This window comes from Streptococcus caballi DSM 19004 (genome assembly GCF_000379985.1).
Lineage (GTDB): Bacteria > Bacillota > Bacilli > Lactobacillales > Streptococcaceae > Streptococcus > Streptococcus caballi.
Genome location: NZ_KB904076.1, coordinates 1 through 18,110, shown reverse-complemented (window position 1 = coordinate 18,110; position 18,110 = coordinate 1). Strand labels below are relative to the sequence as shown.

General features: G+C 41.6%; 15 protein-coding genes. 11 read left to right on the top strand and 4 right to left on the bottom strand.

The annotated features are described in order from the left end of the window. Positions 1-96 precede the first annotated feature (96 nt). The 9 genes from scrK (at position 97) to recG (ending at position 12,413) form a co-directional block, all read left to right on the top strand. Entirely contained in the window at positions 97-981 is an 885-nt protein-coding gene (gene scrK / locus A3GS_RS0105315; RefSeq protein ID WP_018364387.1) for a fructokinase ScrK, read from the top strand. A 283-nt stretch (positions 982-1,264) separates the two neighbouring features. Beyond that, the gene (gene manA, locus A3GS_RS0105310) at positions 1,265-2,212 is read left to right on the top strand and encodes a mannose-6-phosphate isomerase, class I (RefSeq protein WP_018364386.1); all 948 of its coding nucleotides are present in this window, start codon (positions 1,265-1,267) and stop codon (positions 2,210-2,212) included. Positions 2,213-2,338: 126 nt separating this feature from the next. Next, positions 2,339-4,867: a preprotein translocase subunit SecA gene (gene secA, locus A3GS_RS0105305; RefSeq protein ID WP_018364385.1), complete on the top strand. Its 2,529-nt coding sequence runs from the start codon at positions 2,339-2,341 to the stop codon at positions 4,865-4,867. Between the two features lie 97 nt (positions 4,868-4,964). Continuing rightward, entirely contained in the window at positions 4,965-5,996 is a 1,032-nt protein-coding gene (locus tag A3GS_RS0105300; RefSeq protein WP_018364384.1) for a 3-deoxy-7-phosphoheptulonate synthase, read from the top strand. Between the two features lie 3 nt (positions 5,997-5,999). Continuing rightward, positions 6,000-7,055: a 3-deoxy-7-phosphoheptulonate synthase gene (locus tag A3GS_RS0105295; RefSeq protein ID WP_018364383.1), complete on the top strand. Its 1,056-nt coding sequence runs from the start codon at positions 6,000-6,002 to the stop codon at positions 7,053-7,055. Between the two features lie 134 nt (positions 7,056-7,189). Next, positions 7,190-7,549 (top strand): holo-ACP synthase, encoded by a 360-nt coding sequence (gene acpS, locus A3GS_RS0105290; RefSeq protein ID WP_018364382.1) that lies wholly within the window; start codon positions 7,190-7,192, stop codon positions 7,547-7,549. Beyond that, positions 7,546-8,646 carry an alanine racemase gene (gene alr, locus A3GS_RS0105285; protein ID WP_018364381.1) on the top strand — a complete coding sequence of 367 codons (1,101 nt, stop codon included), beginning with the start codon at positions 7,546-7,548 and terminating at the stop codon, positions 8,644-8,646. The genes acpS and alr overlap by 4 nt, the downstream gene beginning before the upstream one ends. An 83-nt stretch (positions 8,647-8,729) precedes the next feature. Beyond that, entirely contained in the window at positions 8,730-10,304 is a 1,575-nt protein-coding gene (locus A3GS_RS13165) for a CHAP domain-containing protein (RefSeq protein WP_018364380.1), read from the top strand. A gap of 69 nt (positions 10,305-10,373) precedes the next feature. Then, positions 10,374-12,413: an ATP-dependent DNA helicase RecG gene (gene recG / locus A3GS_RS0105275; RefSeq protein ID WP_276106677.1), complete on the top strand. Its 2,040-nt coding sequence runs from the start codon at positions 10,374-10,376 to the stop codon at positions 12,411-12,413. Positions 12,414-13,001: 588 nt separating this feature from the next. Here recG and A3GS_RS12885 read toward each other — a convergent pair. Beyond that, the gene (locus A3GS_RS12885; protein WP_018364377.1) at positions 13,002-13,151 is read right to left on the bottom strand and encodes a hypothetical protein; all 150 of its coding nucleotides are present in this window, start codon (positions 13,149-13,151) and stop codon (positions 13,002-13,004) included. A gap of 12 nt (positions 13,152-13,163) precedes the next feature. Beyond that, complete coding sequence (locus tag A3GS_RS0105260) at positions 13,164-14,129, bottom strand: asparaginase (protein ID WP_018364376.1); 966 nt, start codon at positions 14,127-14,129, stop codon at positions 13,164-13,166. Positions 14,130-14,200: 71 nt separating this feature from the next. On the opposite strand from A3GS_RS0105260, the gene A3GS_RS0105255 reads away from it, so the two are divergent. Further along, positions 14,201-15,619, top strand: coding sequence for an HAD-IIB family hydrolase (locus A3GS_RS0105255; protein WP_018364375.1), 1,419 nt, complete (start codon positions 14,201-14,203; stop codon positions 15,617-15,619). 236 nt (positions 15,620-15,855) lie between these two features. Here A3GS_RS0105255 and A3GS_RS0105250 read toward each other — a convergent pair whose 3' ends face one another. Then, positions 15,856-16,308, bottom strand: a complete 453-nt coding sequence (locus A3GS_RS0105250) for a universal stress protein (RefSeq protein WP_018364374.1) — start codon at positions 16,306-16,308, stop codon at positions 15,856-15,858. A gap of 182 nt (positions 16,309-16,490) precedes the next feature. Here A3GS_RS0105250 and A3GS_RS0105245 point away from each other — a divergent pair, with 182 nt between their 5' ends. Then, positions 16,491-17,705, top strand: coding sequence for a pyridoxal phosphate-dependent aminotransferase (locus A3GS_RS0105245; protein WP_018364373.1), 1,215 nt, complete (start codon positions 16,491-16,493; stop codon positions 17,703-17,705). 184 nt (positions 17,706-17,889) lie between these two features. Here the strand turns inward: A3GS_RS0105245 and A3GS_RS0105240 are convergent. Next, positions 17,890-18,110: IS30 family transposase (locus A3GS_RS0105240; RefSeq protein ID WP_018364372.1), on the bottom strand; the 221-nt coding region annotated here is incomplete at its 5' end.

Sequence of the window (18,110 nt, the reverse complement as noted above, 5' to 3'; positions counted from 1 at the left end):
GCTTGATTTTATAACGTTTTTGACGATTTTTAACTTGCTTTATCGCTTAATTTTTTTTATAATAGTTAGCGTAATAAGAATGACTGAGGAGAAAAAATGACAAAGAAATTATATGGTAGTTTAGAGGCAGGTGGAACTAAGTTTGTCTGTGCGGTTGGTGATGAGAATTTTCAAGTGGTCGAAAAAGTTCAGTTTCCAACAACAACACCTTATGAAACGATTGCAAAAACTGTAGAATTTTTCAAAAAGTTTGAAGATGATTTGGCTGGTGTGGCAATTGGTTCATTTGGCCCGATTGACATTGATGAAAATTCAAAAACTTACGGCTATATCACTAAAACTCCAAAGCCAGGTTGGTCAGATGTAGATTTGGTTGGTCTAATTGCCAAGGATTTTAAAGTGCCATTTTACTTTACAACAGATGTTAACAGTTCAGCATACGGCGAAGTTATGGCACGGAAAGGTGTTGAAAATCTTGTCTACTATACGATTGGTACAGGTATTGGTGCAGGTGCCATCCAGCGTGGAGAGTTCATTGGTGGTGTAGGGCACACAGAAGCAGGACATACTTATATGGCATTGCATCCACAAGATCAAGCTAATGAATTCCATGGTGTTTGTCCTTTCCATAATGGCTGTCTAGAAGGATTGGCAGCAGGGCCAAGTTTGGAAGCTCGCACAGGCATTCGTGGTGAATTGATCGAGCAAAATTCAAGTGTTTGGGATGTCCAAGCTTACTATATTGCGCAGGCTGCTGTCCAAGCAACACTGCTTTACCGTCCACAAGTCATCGTTTTTGGTGGTGGTGTTATGGCTCAGGAACATATGCTTAAACGTGTCCGTGATAAATTCTCAGCCCTCCTAAATGGCTACCTTCCGGTTCCTGATGTGACTGATTATATTGTGACACCAGCTGTAGCGGAAAATGGTTCAGCAACTCTTGGTAACTTTGCCTTGGCAAAGAAAGTTGCAGAACGCTGATATCATTAATCATCTAGTCTAGGGTTATTATCCTAGACTATTTTCTTTGTTGAATCTTGGTTTTCACATAAATATTAAAAAACAATCTCGATGGGAGTAAGGCCTTAGTTAAATCTGTTTCTAATAGATTTAGCGCGCTAAATTCTAAGAGTTTGATACAGGAAGATTTATCTTTTTCGCAATATCCTAGGCGTGTTCAGCTATCAAGAAGTATTGTTTTGATTTTCAAAGAGTATAAAAAGTGTTACAATAAGAGCAAATAGGAAGAGAAAAGAGTGCGACTATGGCAGAACCATTATTTTTAGAATCTGTAATGCATGATAAAATTTGGGGCGGAACTAAGTTACGTGATGAATTTGGCTACGATATACCAACAGAAACGACAGGTGAGTACTGGGCTATCTCCGCTCATCCTAATGGAATTTCCACTGTGAAAAATGGTCGTTTCAAGGGAAGAAAACTGGATGAACTTTATCGAGAAGAACCCACCCTTTTTGGCAATCCAAAGTCTCCAGTCTTTCCATTATTGACAAAAATTTTAGATGCCAATGATTGGCTCAGTGTGCAGGTTCACCCTGATGATGCTTATGCCTTAGAACATGAGGGTGAGTTGGGCAAGACTGAGTGCTGGTATGTCATCTCGGCTGATGAAGGTGCAGAAATCATTTATGGTCACAATGCGCGTTCCAAAGAAAAATTAGCTAGGATGATTGAATCAGGTGATTGGGAACATCTCTTGACTAAAATTCCAGTCAAAGCGGGCGATTTTTTCTATGTGCCTAGCGGTACTATGCATGCTATTGGCAAGGGAATTATGATACTAGAGACTCAACAATCTAGTGATACTACTTATCGTGTCTACGATTTTGATCGCAAAGATGCTCAAGGAAATTTGAGGGAATTGCATATTGATAAATCTATTGATGTGCTGAGTATAGGTAAGCCTGCCAACAGTGTCCCAGAAACTTTGAGACTGAAGTACATGGATTCGACCCTGCTTGTATCCAATCCTTTTTTTGCTGTTTATAAATGGCTTGTTATGGGTCCAGTAACAATCAAACGTTCAGCCCCTTATTTGTTGGTCAGTGTTTTGTCTGGAAGTGGACATTTGATGCTGGATCATCAAGTGTATAGTTTGAAGAAGGGTGATCACTTTATTCTCCCCAACAGCGCTAGCAGTTGGGAATTTGACGGAAATTTAGAAATTATTGCAAGTCACCCTAACGAGTAAAAATTAAGCGAGAAAGTCAGAAAGCTCTGGCTTTTTTAGATGAGCTTGACAGACCACCTGTCATTTCTTGAAGCTTCATATAAAATATGATAAAATAGCTTGATAAGACTATCGAAAGGAATTAGGATGGCAAATATTCTAAAAACAGTCATTGAAAATGACAAAGGTGAATTAAGAAAATTAGAAAAAACAGCGAAGAAAGTTGAATCTTATGCTGAGGAAATGGCTAATTTAACTGATGAACAATTACAAGCTAAGACGCCAGAATTTAAGGAGCGCTACCAAAAAGGAGAAAGCCTAGATGCCCTTCTTCCAGAAGCTTTTGCGGTTGTTCGAGAAGCAGCTAAACGTGTACTAGGACTTTATCCTTACCGTGTTCAAATCATGGGTGGGATTGTCATGCACCACGGTGATGTTCCAGAAATGCGTACTGGTGAAGGTAAAACTTTAACTGCCACCATGCCTGTTTATCTCAACGCTCTTGCTGGCAAAGGGGTTCATGTTATCACTGTCAATGAATACCTTTCCACACGTGATGCGACGGAGATGGGGGAGGTTTATAGCTGGCTAGGTCTGTCGGTCGGTATTAACTTAGCTGCTAAATCTCCATTTGAAAAGCGCGAAGCTTATAATTGTGATATCACCTATTCAACTAACTCAGAAGTTGGCTTTGACTATCTTCGTGATAACATGGTTGTTCGTGCAGAAGATATGGTTCAGCGCCCACTAAATTTTGCCTTGGTCGATGAAGTAGATTCTGTTCTTATTGACGAAGCTCGTACACCACTGATTGTTTCTGGCCCAGTTAGTTCAGAGACTAATCAACTTTATGTTCGTGCAGACATGTTTGTCAAAACCTTAACTAAAGATGACTATGTTATTGACGTCCCTACGAAGACAATCGGTTTAAATGACGCGGGAATTGATAAGGCAGAAGATTATTTCCACTTGGAAAATCTTTATGATTTGGACAATGTTGCACTGACTCATTATATTGACAATGCGCTGCGCGCTAACTATATCATGCTTCTTGATATTGACTATGTAGTCAGTGAAGATCAAGAAATTTTGATTGTTGACCAATTTACAGGTCGTACAATGGAAGGTCGTCGTTTCTCTGATGGCCTCCACCAAGCTATCGAAGCTAAGGAAAATGTGCCAATTCAAGAGGAATCTAAGACAAGCGCCTCAATCACTTATCAAAACATGTTCCGCATGTATAAGAAATTGGCAGGTATGACTGGTACAGCCAAGACAGAAGAAGAAGAATTCCGCGAGGTTTACAACATGCGCGTTATTCCAATTCCAACCAACCGCCCTGTGGCTCGTATTGATCACGCCGATCTTCTTTATCCAACGCTTGATTCTAAATTCCGAGCAGTTGTTGCAGATGTCAAGGCTCGCCATGAAAAAGGACAACCTGTTCTAGTTGGTACAGTTGCGGTTGAAACCTCTGATTTGATTTCTAAAAAATTAGTTGAAGCTGGTATTCCGCACGAAGTTTTGAATGCTAAAAATCATTTCAAAGAAGCGCAAATCATCATGAATGCTGGTCAACGCGGTGCAGTTACCATTGCTACCAACATGGCTGGTCGTGGTACTGATATCAAGTTAGGAGAAGGCGTCCGTGAACTTGGCGGACTTTGTGTTATTGGTACAGAACGTCACGAAAGCCGTCGAATCGATAATCAGCTACGCGGACGTTCAGGTCGTCAAGGCGATCCAGGTGAGTCACAGTTTTACTTGTCATTGGAAGATGAACTTATGCGCCGATTCGGTTCAGACCGCATTAAGGCTTTCTTAGATCGTATGAACTTGGATGAAGAAGATGCTGTCATCAAATCACGTATGCTGACGCGTCAGGTTGAATCTGCTCAAAAACGTGTTGAAGGTAATAACTATGATACGCGTAAACAGGTCTTGCAGTATGATGATGTTATGCGTGAACAACGCGAAATTATCTATGCTGAACGTCGTGATGTTATTACTGCTGACCGTGACCTTGGTCCTGAAATTAAGGCTATGATTAAGCGCACCATTGACCGAGCAGTAGATGCTCATAGTCGCTCAGAGCGCCCAGAGGCTTTGAAAGCTATCTTGCGTTTTGCAAGTTCTAATATCGTCTCAGAAGATAGTATTAGCCTATCAGATCTTGAAGGTTTGAAAGATGCAGAAATTAAGGATTATTTGTACGATCTTGCTTCAGCTGTTTATAACAGCCAAATCAGCAAATTACGTGATGAAGAAGCTATTCGTGAGTTCCAAAAAGTTCTGATTTTGATGGTTGTGGACAATAAATGGACAGACCATATTGATGCTCTGGATCAGTTGCGGAGTTCAGTTGGTTTGCGTGGTTATGCCCAAAATAATCCTGTCGTTGAATATCAAGCAGAAGGTTTCCGTATGTTCCAAGATATGATTGGAGCTATTGAGTTTGATGTGACACGCACTATGATGAAGGCTCAAATTCATGAACAAGAACGTGAACGCGTAACAAGTCATACAACGACAACGGCTGAGAAGAATATTGCAGCACAGCAAGTAGATGCAGTTGATGCTTCAGGTATTGATTTCTCGAATGTCAAGCGCAACGACAGATGCCCATGTGGCTCTGGTAAAAAATTCAAAAATTGCCATGGTCGCAAACAATTTTAAAAAAGCCGATAGAAAATTCTGAAAAATCAATTGAAAACCCGCCTGAAAATGGTATAATGTAAAAAATCTAAAGTTTCTATTCAGGAGAGGAAAATTCATGTCATTTAAAGCAACAAGTAAAAAGATTAATTTCGATGCTCTCAAGGAAGAATCTGCCTTAACAGGTGAAGTTTTAGCTCAAAAAGAAGCACGTGATCGTGAACTAGAAGCTATTATTAAAGGTGAAGATGATCGTATTCTTTTGGTCATAGGTCCTTGCTCATCTGATAATGAAGAGGCTGTTCTTGAATATGCACACCGTTTGGCGAAACTTCAAGAAGAAGTTAAAGATCGTGTCTTTATGGTTATGCGTGTCTATACAGCAAAACCACGTACAAATGGTGATGGCTACAAAGGCTTGATGCACCAACCTGATACGTCAGAAGCACCAAGCTTGATTAATGGTATCAAGGCTGTACGTAACCTTCATTATCGCGTTATTTCAGAGACAGGATTGACAACAGCAGATGAGATGCTTTATCCTGAAAATCTTCCATTGGTTGATGACTTAGTTTCTTATATTGCTATTGGTGCGCGTTCTGTTGAGGACCAGCAGCACCGTTTTGTGGCATCAGGTATCAGTGTTCCAACAGGAATGAAAAACCCAACATCAGGTAACTTGAACGTTATGTTTAATGGTATTTATGCTGCGCAAAACAAGCAATCTTTCCTATTTAACGGCGAAGAAGTTGAAACATCAGGTAACCCATTAGCACACGCAATCCTTCGTGGTGCAACTAATGAGTATGGTAAAAATGTACCAAATTATTATTATGACAATGTTATCGATACGATTGAGCAATATGAAAACATGGGCTTAGAAAATCCATTTATCGTTATTGATACCAATCATGATAATTCAGGTAAACAATATTTAGAACAAGTTCGTATCGTCCGTCAAACTTTGATTAACCGCGATTGGAATGAAAAGATTAACAAATATGTTCGTGGTTTCATGATTGAATCTTACTTAGAGGACGGTCGTCAAGATACGCCAGAAGTATTTGGTAAATCTATTACAGACCCATGTCTTGGTTGGGAAAATACAGCACAACTTGTTCACGAAATTTATGACACATTAGGTAAATAATCTATGGGAATACATCAAAAAAGTGCAAAAATTGATATTGCACAGGTAAAAGAACTTTCAAAATTAGAAGGTGATTTTCTTGCTAAGAAAGCTGCGCGTGATGCAGAATTGGCAAAAATCATCACAGGTGAGGACAATCGTATCCTTTTGGTTATCGGTCCTTGTTCATCTGATAATGAAGAGGCTGTTCTTGAATACGCTAACCGCTTAGCGAAACTTCAAGAGGAAGTCAAAGATAAAATCTTTATCGTTATGCGTGTTTATACAGCAAAACCACGTACAAATGGTGACGGTTATAAGGGCTTGATGCACCAGCCTGATACCTCAAAATTGCCTGATCTTATCAATGGTATTGCTGCGGTTCGTCATCTTCACTATCGTGTTATCACAGAAACTGGCTTAACAACAGCAGATGAGATGCTTTATCCAGCAAATCTTCCATTGGTAGATGACTTGGTTTCTTATCATGCTATTGGTGCACGTTCTGTTGAGGATCAAGAACATCGTTTTGTGGCATCAGGTATTGATGTTCCGACAGGTATGAAAAATCCGACTTCAGGTAACTTGAACGTCATGTTTAACGGTATTTATGCCGCACAAAATAAACAAAACTTTATTTATCATAACGCTGAAGTTGATACTGACGGAAATCCATTGGCACACGCGATTCTTCGTGGAGCAACGAATGAACATGGCGAAAATGAACCGAATTATTACTATGATGATTTGTTGAAAGCTATTGAACTTTATGAGAAAATGGGCTTAGAAAATCCATTTATCGTTGTTGATACCAATCATGATAATTCAGGGAAAAATTACCTTGAACAAATTCGTATCGTTCGTCAAACATTGATTAATCGTGATTGGAGTGATAAGATTAATAAGTACGTTCGTGGTTTCATGATTGAATCTTACTTAGAAGATGGTCGTCAAAACACACCAGAAGTATTTGGTAAATCTATCACAGACCCATGTCTTGGCTGGGAAAAAACAGAACAACTTATTCGTGAAATTCATGCCACGCTAAGTCATGATTCTTTTGAAGAGCTTCTTTTTTAAATTGGATGAATATGAGGTCGGGATGTTTTCCTGACCTTTCCCTATTTTATGGTTTAAATATCAAAAAAGAGTATAATAATGAGAGAGTGTTTTTAATACTCAAAGAAATTTATAAGACATTTTGAGGAATAAAAATGATTATTGGTCACGGGATTGACTTGCAAGAAATGAGCAGTGTTGAGCGCGCCTATCAAAGAAACAAAGGATTTGCTAAGCGAGTTTTGACAGAAAATGAATTGCGTGTTTTTGAAGGTATTTCTTCCCATAAACGTCAGATTGAATTTTTAGCGGGAAGGTGGTCAGGCAAGGAGGCCTTTTCTAAAGCCATGGGAACAGGGATTGGCGAACTTGGCTTTCAGGATATTGAGATACTCAATAATGAGAAGGGTGCTCCGCAAGTGACACGCTCTCCTTTTGAGGGGAGAGTTCTCATTTCCCTATCTCATAGTGGAAATTTTGTTCAAGCCAGTATTATTTTGGAGGAAGACGCATGATTTCAAGTTTACATCGCCCAACTAGGGCACTGATAGATTTAGAGGCTATTAGTCAGAATATTAAATCTGTGCAGGCTCATATTCCAGCTGGAAAAAAGACTTTTGCGGTAGTTAAGGCTAATGCTTATGGTCATGGGGCTGTACAAGTTGCTCAGCACATTAGATCGCTTGTGGATGGCTTTTGTGTGTCAAATATTGACGAAGCCATTGAACTCCGAGAATCAGGTATTACAGAGTTCATCCTAATCTTGGGAGTTATCATGCCCGAGGAAATTGTTTTAGCAAAAAAATATCAGATTACAGTTACGGTTGCCAGCATGGGATGGGTCAATCTGGCAATAGCAACTCAAATTGATTTATCTGGTTTATCTGTTCATCTTAAAGTGGATTCAGGAATGGGACGAATAGGTGTGAGAAGCTTGTCAGAAGCCGATCAGGTGATTGCTAAATTGAATGAGCAGGGTTGTCATGTGGAAGGAATTTTTACTCATTTTGCGACAGCAGACGAAGCCGACCTGGATAAATTTGAGCAACAGTTTAGCTTTTTTAGTGAGTTAGTTGACAATCTGGCCTATAAACCGGATTTAGTTCATGCTTCCAATTCAGCCACCAGTATATGGCATAGTGAAACTATTTTCAATGCAGTTCGTCTCGGTATTGTTATGTATGGTTTAAATCCCAGTGGAAGGGAGCTAGAGCTTCCCTTTCCACTTAAGCCTGCACTTAGTTTGGAGTCCAGTCTGGTTCATGTCAAAAAACTAGAAGCAGGTGCAGATATTGGCTATGGAGCAACCTACACCACATCTGGGGAGGAGTACATTGGAACAGTGCCTATTGGCTATGCGGACGGTTGGACCCGAGATCTGCAAGGGTTTTCGGTTTTAGTTGATGGGCATTTCTGTCCAATTGTTGGCCGTGTTTCCATGGATCAGATTACCATCCATCTGCCTAAAAAATATACTCTGGGTACCAAGGTAACTTTGATCGGTGGAAGTGGGGACAATAGCGTCTCTGCAACAGATCTAGCTCAGTATAAACAAACAATTAATTACGAAGTCCTTTGTTTGCTGAGCGATCGCATACCTAGAATTTATTAATTAAAATCCAATTATTAGAATGTTCTACAATAATATGCTATAATAAATGAGATAGTATACATTGTTTAGAAAGAGGTGTCAAGATGAAGAATAAAGCAATTACATCAGCGGTGATACTTGCTTTGATTTTTTCAAATAGCTTGCCTTTAACAGTTTTTGCGGAAACTATTGATACAAATAGTTCGCAAGCAATCACTGAAACATCTGTGTCTACTGAAGAGTCTGAAACAAGAACAGAATCTTCTGACCCAGTTATAACAGAAAGTAATGTGACGGAAAACACAGCTAGTCCAGCAGAGTCTTCCTCAACCCAGGAAACGCCACCAACAACTCAGTCTAGTTCAGTGGCTCCATCTGAAACGACAACATCAACATCTGATGAAGAGACTAGTCAGTCTAGCTCGACAGTAGCCAGTTCGTCAACCAGTCCAAGTTCAACGGTAGCTTCTTCAACCGCTACAAGTTCATCCACAACGACGGCAAGTTCATCAGGTACTGATAAGTCACAAAGTCAAACAACATTGAATCCAGCTGCATCGGTCTCATCAGCTACTGAACAAAAGGCATCAGAAGTAGCGGTCAGTCAGCCTCAGCTCAATACAAATGCGGTTGCAACAACAGGAAGTTTTGATGATAGCTATGTAGATTTGTCTAAGTATATTGCTTTAAATCAGGCTTTCTATGTTGAGCATTGGTCTGGCAGTGACGCTTACAGCCACAATCTTCTAGCGCATCGTTATGGAATTACGGCAGAGCAGTTAGACGGCTACCTTGCTTCTACAGGTATTGCCTATGATTCTAAACGTATCAATGGTGCTAAATTGTTAGAGTGGGAAAAGGAGAGTGGACTTGATGTTCGTGCTATTCTTGCCATTGCCATTGCCGAAAGTTCATTAGGGACTGCAGGTGTTGCAACAGCGCCAGGTGCTAACATGTTTGGATATGGAGCGTTTGATTCCAATCCGAATAATGCCAACCAATACAATGATGAGGTGGCCGTTCGTGCTTTAACTAAGGAAACCATTATTAAAAATAAAAACCTCAGCTTCCAAATTCAAGACCAGAAGGCTCAAAAATTAGCTAATGGTATGCTCAATACTTTCATTGATGGCGGCGTTTATTTCACGGACGCTTCAGGTACTGGTAAACGTCGTGCAGAAACCATGAAAGCTATTGATAAATGGATTGATGAGCATGGTGGAACGCCTGCTATCCCTGAAGAGCTTAAACAAGTTAACTTGGCAGGAGTTGCCAGCGTTGTTAATGTTCCAGCGGGTTATAGCATTTCAAGACCTGTAAACTCATCAACTTATCTCACAGCTTCATACCCTTGGGGACAATGTACTTGGTATGTTTATAACCGTGCTAAGGAATTCAACATCAACTTTGATGCCTTCATGGGGAATGGTGGTGATTGGCAATTCAAGGCTGGTTATGAAACAAGTCACAAGCCAGAAGTTGGTACAGCTTTGTCATTCTTGCCAGGTCAAGCTGGCGCTGATGGGACTTATGGCCACGTAGCCTTTGTCGAAGAAGTTAAGGAAGATGGATCCATTCTGATTTCAGAATCAAACGTTCTTGGTTTAGGAACTATTTCTTACCGCACATTCAGTGCAGCTCAAGCAGCACAATTTACTTATGTCAAAGGTCATCAATAATTTGATAATCAGATAAGATGAAAACCCAACTTTGGGTTTTTTTCTATGCTGAAAATATAGTATAATGTCATTAATAAGCGAAACGAGGAATCTATGAATTTACACTCTCCTATCGCAGAGCTTAAGGGACTAGGTCCCAAGTCTGCGGAGAAATTTCAAAAATTAGGCATCTATACCATTGAGGATTTGCTGCTCTACTACCCTTTTCGCTATGAGGACTTCAAGAGTAAGTCCGTTTTTGACTTAGCTAATGGGGAGAAGGCTGTCATCACAGGGACTGTAGTCACGCCTGCTAATGTTCAGTATTATGGCTTCAAGCGTAATCGTCTGACTTTCAAACTCAAGCAGGATGAGGCTGTCATCAATATTAGTTTTTTTAATCAGCCTTATCTTGCTGACAAGGTAGAACTAGGGCAGGATCTTGCGGTTTTTGGCAAATGGGATGCAATCAAGTCTGCTGTGACTGGCATGAAAATACTAGCTCAAGTTGAAGATGACATGCAGCCTGTTTATCGAGTGGCTAAAGGCATCTCACAGACTGTACTGGTTAAGGCGATCAAGTCAGCTTTTGAGGTTGGCGCGGTAGAATGGCTGACAGAAAATCTCCCACAAGTTCTGATTGACAGATATCGCCTACTCAGCCGATCTCAGGCTACTAGAGCCATGCATTTTCCAAAAGACTTGGCAGAATACAAACAGGCTTTGCGCCGCATTAAGTTTGAAGAACTCTTTTACTTCCAGATGAACCTGCAGGTCTTGAAGGCTGAAAATAAATTTGAAAGTAATGGACTTGCTATCGCCTATAATCAGCAGGCAGTTGCTGATAAGGTTACTGCTCTGCCATTTTCCTTAACAGGGGCGCAGAAGCGAAGTCTGGAGGAAATCCTATCAGACATGCGCTCCGGAGCACACATGAACCGCCTTTTGCAGGGAGATGTGGGTTCGGGGAAAACGGTTATTGCCAGTTTAGCTATGTATGCAGCCCATACTGCTGGCTATCAGTCAGCTCTCATGGTACCAACGGAAATTCTAGCTGAGCAGCATTTTGAAAGCTTGACACAGCTCTTTCCAGACTTATCCATCTCCATTTTGACCTCTGGTATGAAGGAAGCAGTTAAGAAAGCTGCTTTGTCTGCCATCGCTGACGGGTCAGTGGACATGGTCGTGGGGACGCATGCCCTTATTCAGGATGCTGTGCAGTATCGCAACTTGGGCTTGGTCATCACAGATGAGCAACACCGTTTCGGGGTTAATCAGCGCCGTGTTTTCCGTGAAAAGGGTGAGAATCCTGATGTGCTTATGATGACAGCGACGCCCATTCCGCGGACACTGGCCATCACCGCCTTTGGTGAGATGGATGTCTCTATTATTGATGAGATGCCAGCGGGGCGCAAACCTATTATCACGCGCTGGGTCAAGCACGAGCAGTTAAATACCGTTCTTGATTGGGTTCAAAAGGAGCTGGTCAAGGATGCACAGGCCTATGTCATCTCTCCCTTGATTGAGGAATCAGAGGCACTTGATTTGAAAAATGCTGTCGCTCTACATGAGGAATTGTCTGCCTATTTTGCGGGTAGCGCCACAGTCGCCCTCATGCACGGTCGCATGAAAAATGAAGAAAAAGATCAGATTATGCAAGACTTCAAGGACAAGAAATCGCAAATCTTGGTATCAACAACCGTTATTGAAGTTGGAGTTAATGTTCCAAATGCTACTATCATAATAATCATGGATGCTGACCGTTTCGGGCTGAGCCAACTGCATCAGCTACGCGGGCGTGTGGGACGCGGTCATAAACAGTCTTATTGTATCTTGGTTGCCAACCCTAAAACGGAAAGCGGGAAAGAACGTATGAAAGCCATGTGTGAGACGACAGATGGTTTTGTTCTGGCTGAGGCCGATCTCAAAATGCGGGGGTCAGGTGAAATTTTTGGTACGCGCCAATCTGGTATTCCAGAATTTCAGGTGGCTAACATCGTGGAAGATTATAATATCCTAGAAGAGGCTCGCCGTGTTGCCGTGGAAATCGTCTCTGATAAAAATTGGCAAACAGATCAGCGTTGGGTACCGATTGTCCAAAATCTTAAGAGGAAGGATAATTTCGATTAATACTCAAAGAAAATCCACCTTGATAAGACGACAAAACTCAAACTATACCGGTCTACGGCTGAAGTCAAAGATGTGAAGTTTTGATTTTCAATGAGTATAAGCTTTGTCTAAGTTTTCTATAAGCCTCCTTTAAGCTTGGCTGACTATAATGAAATCATCAAATATGAGAGGTGATACTTATGACAATTAAAGTAAACTACAAGAAAACATTTACTAAAGTAAAACCAGCTCCAGCACGCTATGGGAACATCTAAGGTTCATTTAGAAAAACACTAACTCCTTTTCGATACTTAGATAAAAAAATGCTATGGCCGTAATTTATTAGAAAACGTAAGACCATAGCTCGATGAGACAATATCAGCCCAGCTAGATTTGCTGGTTTTTTTTGAAAAGCTAAGCTTAATTGTCAAGCTGACAATATTTTAGCACACCTTTTAAACGAAAAAGAGGTTCTTGTTGGAAAAATAAAAAATGCTAGCGTATGCGGTCACTTTTCACAGAAGCTGTTCAAAACAGTATCATGCGAGCTTGCTTTTTGTATAATGAGACCGGACTCATCAGCCATCAAGAAAAGGCCTAGGAGATTTCCTAGCCTTTCTTTTTTCGTGTGACGATGGCTGTGCCAATCAGTAGAGTTACGCAAGCTAGCGTGGCAAGAAGCTGACGATCAGAGACTTCTAGCGAATAATGGAAATCTTTTTGTTCGGATTTGTCGGTTGCACTTATGGTTAGTTTCATAGTAAATCCTTTCTATCCTTCAATATAATCTTTAAGGTCTTGACCTGATAGTCCTGCGCTGAGGGCGATGAGGAGTTTGAGCCTAGCCTTTTGGCTATTGAGCTCTTTGACAAACATAACACCAGTCTCAGCCAGTTTAACGCCGCCGCCATCATAGGCGTAAACGGGTTCGGCAATACCGTTGAAGCAGCGAGAGACTAAGAGAACTGGGACGCTCTGTTGCATGAGGCGTTCAACCTCGCTGGCCGCTTCGGGTGGCAGATTACCTGCACCTAAAGCCTCAATGACTACACCGTCAATTTTGTCAGGATCAAGCAGACTGATGATGCCATCACCAACTCCCATCCCTGCATATGCCTTGATAATAGGTACGGTACCTGAAATCTGATCCAGATCAAAGCGGACACGAGGTTCGGCTGTTTTGAAAAAGAGAATCTCATGTTTCATGATAATGCCCAGCGGTCCGTGGGTCGGTGTATTAAAGGTAGCGACGTTTGTAGTATGGGTCTTGGTGACATATTTGGCAGCGTGAATCTCATCGTTCATGACAACTAGGACACCCTTGTCTGCTGCTTTATCATAGCTGGCAACACGAAGGGCAGACAGATAGTTGTAGACCCCATCGCTTCCCAATTCATTAGAGGAACGCATGGCGCCTGTCAGCACGATAGGAATCTGAGGCACCGCCATGGTGTCTAAAAAATAAGCGGTCTCTTCTAAGGTGTCTGTACCGTGTGTGATGACAACTCCGTCATATTGCCCTGCCGTATCGCGAATCTTATGGTAGAGAGCCAGCATGTGGTAGGGGGTCACATGGGGGCTGGGGATATTGAAGAAATCGACAACGGTTAAGTCAATGTCATCCAGTTCAAAGCCAACATGGTTCATGGGGTTATCAGCGCTGGGGTTGACGTTTCCATAACTATCAGCCTGCATGGAGATGGTTCCGCCGGTGTGTAAGACAAGTATTTTTTTCATGTTCCTAATACTTCTTTCAAAAATATGTTATAATCTATTTTATCATAAAGAGAAAGGAGTAAAGAGAGAAATTGGCAATTAAGGCAGTGTTTTTTGATATTGATGGAACCCTTTTGAATGATCGCAAGACGGTTTCTAAGTCAACGCAAAATGCTATTCATCATTTGAAGGAACAGGGTATTTTTGTAGGGTTGGCGACAGGTAGGGGACCAGGTTTTGTCCAACCTTTCTTGGAAAATCTTGGTCTGGACTTTGCCATCACCTATAATGGTCAATATATCTTTACTCGCAATCAGCTTCTCTACGAAAATCAGCTGCCTAAGCCCACCATTTACAAGGTTATTCGTTATGCCAGTGATAAGAGACGGGAAATTTCTCTGGGGACGGCTTCTGGCTTGGTTGGTTCCCGCATTATTGATATGGGGACTAGCCGCTTTGGTCAGATTGTCAGCGGTCTGGTGCCTAAGTCTTGGGCCAAGACTGTAGAGCGCAGCTTCAAGCATTTGATTCGTCGTTTTAGACCCCAACGCTTTGACAGTCTGCTGACTATTATGCGTCAGCCTATTTATCAGATTGTTCTAGTTGCGACAGAAGGAGAGACAGACCAGATTCGGCAAAAATTCCCCCAAATCAAGATTACGCGCAGCAGTCCCTACTCAGCTGACCTCATTTCCAAAGATCAATCAAAGATTAAGGGCATTGAGCGTGTTGGCCAGACTTATGGCTTTGATTTGTCCGAGGTTATGGCCTTTGGCGACTCGGAAAATGACCTAGAGATGCTGGCTGGTGTCGGTGTCGGGGTGGCTATGGGCAATGCTGGCGCGATGGTCAAGGAGCGAGCCCATTACACGACCTCCAGCAATAACAATGACGGGATTGCTAAGGCTCTGGCCCACTTTGGTCTCATTCATTTTGAAAGTGATAAGGTCTTTAAGAGTCAGGACGAGAATTTCAACAAGGTTAAGGATTTCCACCAGTTTATGGATGGAGAAACTTGCGAGACACCGCGAGTTTACGACCTGACCGAAGCCAGTCACCGTTCTGATTTCAAAATTGAAGAGATTGTGGAATTTATGTACGCGACCAGTCAGGGAGACAAAATCAAGTTCACTCAAGCGCTCCTAGACCTGCATGCAGCCATTGATAAGGCGGCTAATAAGGTCCAATCTAAACCTCACCCTGAGAGTCCCTTAGTTGGTCAAGTTGATGCGCTGACAGATTTGCTTTATCTGACTTATGGCTCCTTTGTTCTTATGGGGGTTGACCCAAAACCGCTTTTTGATACAGTTCACGGAGCCAACATGGGTAAGATTTTCCCAGATGGCAAGGCCCACTTTGATCCAGTCACCCATAAAATCTTAAAACCTGATGATTGGGAAGAACGCTTTGCCCCTGAGCCTGCCATTAAGCGAGAGCTAGACCGACAAATTCAAAAATCCCTCAGTCGTCAGCCCAAAGATAATAAAAAAGCGAAAGAAGATCAGTCTTAATAGTAAGAGGCTGATTTTTTGATGCTCAAATTAAGAGAGCGGACTCCTCTTCTTCATGGCAAGGGGAGAACTGCTTTTCTAGAAATATGCAGAGCAGCATGACCTGAAAAGTTTGCTGGTTTGGTATTGAATTGTCGAGTATAAGGTCTATTTTCAGAAAATTAAAAAAAGAGGAGCTGAACAAGGCCAATCAAGTGCTTGTTCAGCTCCTCTTTTCTTTTAGTTTATTAAGCTTCTTAGAGTGTTTTTTCACGATCACGGACAACCAGCAAGTCAACTTTGGCATGGCGCATGATGTATTCTGATGATGAACCAATCAAAAGACGTTCAAAAGTGTTGAGACCTGTTGCACCAACCATAATCAAGTCCACTTTTTCCTTGTCAGGAATATCTCTAGCAAGCAAAACCTTTGGATTACCAAATTCAATGATTTGTTTAACCTTCTGTAGGCCTTTTTCACGAGCTTGCTTTTCATAATCTGCCAAAACATCCTTGGCTTCTTGTTCTAATTTTTCATAGATGTAAGTGTCAAAGGTTGCTACGCTTTGGAGTGCACGTGTATCAATAACGTGCGTCAAAAGCAGTTCAGCATCATTACGAAGGGCAACGTTGACCCCTTTTTCAAAAGCTAATTCTGACTCATAAGACCCATCAATGGCAACCAGGATACGTTCATATTTTTGTGACATAAGTTTGCCCTCCTCTTTCTTATATCTTTATTATACTCTTTTAACATTAAAAGTGAAAGCGGTTGACGGGGATTTCTGAAATTCTTCTCTATTCTTTTCAATGATTTCGTCTGTCAATACGATAGGAAAAGACTTTTACATTTTAGTCAATTAGTTTATAATGTTAACTACGAGGTGAAACTATGAAAACATTTGATAAGTCGTCAAAATTAGAACATGTTGCCTATGATATTCGTGGTCCTATCTTGGACGAAGCCAATCGGATGATTGCCAACGGAGAAAAGATTCTTCGTCTTAACACAGGAAATCCAGCCGCCTTCGGCTTTACCGCGCCAGATGAAGTTATCCGTGATCTGATTCTTAATGCCAGAGACAGTGAAGGTTATTCTGATAGCAAGGGAATTTTCTCAGCTCGCAAGGCTATCATGCAGTACTGCCAGCTAAAAGGTTTCCCACCAGTAGATGTGGAAGATATTTATATCGGGAATGGCGTTTCGGAGATGATTTCCATATCCCTGCAAGCTCTTTTGGACGATGGTGATGAAGTATTGGTTCCTATGCCAGACTACCCTCTCTGGACAGCTTGCGTCAGTCTAGCAGGTGGGACAGCTGTGCACTATGTTTGTGACGAGGAGGCTAGTTGGTTCCCAGATATTGACGACATCAAGTCTAAAATCACGTCAAATACTAAAGCTATTGTGGTCATCAATCCTAATAATCCGACAGGTGCTCTCTACCCAGATGAGATTCTCAAGGAAATTGTTGACATTGCACGTCAAAATGATTTGATTATCTTCGCTGATGAGATCTATGATCGCTTGGTTATGGACGGTCAAAAGCACACGGCTATTGCTAGCTTGGCACCGGATGTTTTCTGTGTTTCCATGAATGGTTTATCAAAATCTCATCGTATTTGTGGTTTCCGTGTTGGTTGGATGGTCTTGTCGGGTCCCAAAACACACGTGAAAGGCTATATTGAAGGCCTCAATATGTTGTCAAACATGCGCCTATGTTCTAATGTTTTGTCACAACATGTGATTCAGACATCGCTTGGCGGGATTCAATCCATTGACAAGCTGCTTTTGCCAGGCGGCCGCATCTACGAGCAACGTAATTTCATTTACAAGGCTGTTAATGAAGTGCCCGGTCTATCAGCTGTCAAACCAACAGCAGGTCTCTACATCTTTCCTAAAATTGACCGCAACATGTATCAGATTGATGATGATGAGCAGTTCTGTTTGGAATTACTTAAGCAAGAGAAGGTTATGTTGGTCCCAGGTAAAGGATTTAACTGGATGGAGCCTGACCATTTCCGTATCGTTTATTTACCAACTGTTGAGGAGCTAGGCGAAGTTCAAGAAAAACTGACCCGCGTCCTTAGCCAATACCGTCGCTAAGTTTTTGGACAGATTGTTCAAAACTGTTTGACCAATCAAAGAAAGTAGGCTCCTTTTGCGAGGAGTCTTTATCCTGCTCAGGGCCTAGTCCTGGCAATAAAGAGAGCGTTTTCCAAAAATTGTCAAAAAACCCCACTTGTCAAGTCAAGTGCAACAAGTTCATTGATAACTAGAGTTCCAGAGGTTAAGCTGTTTGGGCTAGCCCAAACAAAATATTTGCGGTTTTATACTTGTGAAGTCGTCTAGGTCTGTCATTGATAGCAGAGACGTAGTGATTGAGTTCTTCTGTCGTTAGTGAGTTGAGAGAGACACCTTTTGGGAGAAACTCTCTCAAGAGACCATTGAAATTTTCATTTGTTCCTCTTTCATGAGAAGCATAAGGGTGGGCAAAATAGACTTCCACAC

Coding starts and splice junctions, on each gene's coding strand:
- A3GS_RS0105250 (WP_018364374.1), bottom strand. CDS start 16,308: ATGTCACAAAAATATGAACGTATCCTGGTTGCCATTGATGGGTCTTAT.
- A3GS_RS0105260 (WP_018364376.1), bottom strand. CDS start 14,129: ATGAAAAAAATACTTGTCTTACACACCGGCGGAACCATCTCCATGCAG.
- manA (WP_018364386.1), top strand. CDS start 1,265: ATGGCAGAACCATTATTTTTAGAATCTGTAATGCATGATAAAATTTGG.
- A3GS_RS0105245 (WP_018364373.1), top strand. CDS start 16,491: ATGAAAACATTTGATAAGTCGTCAAAATTAGAACATGTTGCCTATGAT.
- scrK (WP_018364387.1), top strand. CDS start 97: ATGACAAAGAAATTATATGGTAGTTTAGAGGCAGGTGGAACTAAGTTT.
- secA (WP_018364385.1), top strand. CDS start 2,339: ATGGCAAATATTCTAAAAACAGTCATTGAAAATGACAAAGGTGAATTA.
- A3GS_RS13165 (WP_018364380.1), top strand. CDS start 8,730: ATGAAGAATAAAGCAATTACATCAGCGGTGATACTTGCTTTGATTTTT.
- alr (WP_018364381.1), top strand. CDS start 7,546: ATGATTTCAAGTTTACATCGCCCAACTAGGGCACTGATAGATTTAGAG.
- A3GS_RS0105300 (WP_018364384.1), top strand. CDS start 4,965: ATGTCATTTAAAGCAACAAGTAAAAAGATTAATTTCGATGCTCTCAAG.
- A3GS_RS12885 (WP_018364377.1), bottom strand. CDS start 13,151: ATGAAACTAACCATAAGTGCAACCGACAAATCCGAACAAAAAGATTTC.
- A3GS_RS0105295 (WP_018364383.1), top strand. CDS start 6,000: ATGGGAATACATCAAAAAAGTGCAAAAATTGATATTGCACAGGTAAAA.
- acpS (WP_018364382.1), top strand. CDS start 7,190: ATGATTATTGGTCACGGGATTGACTTGCAAGAAATGAGCAGTGTTGAG.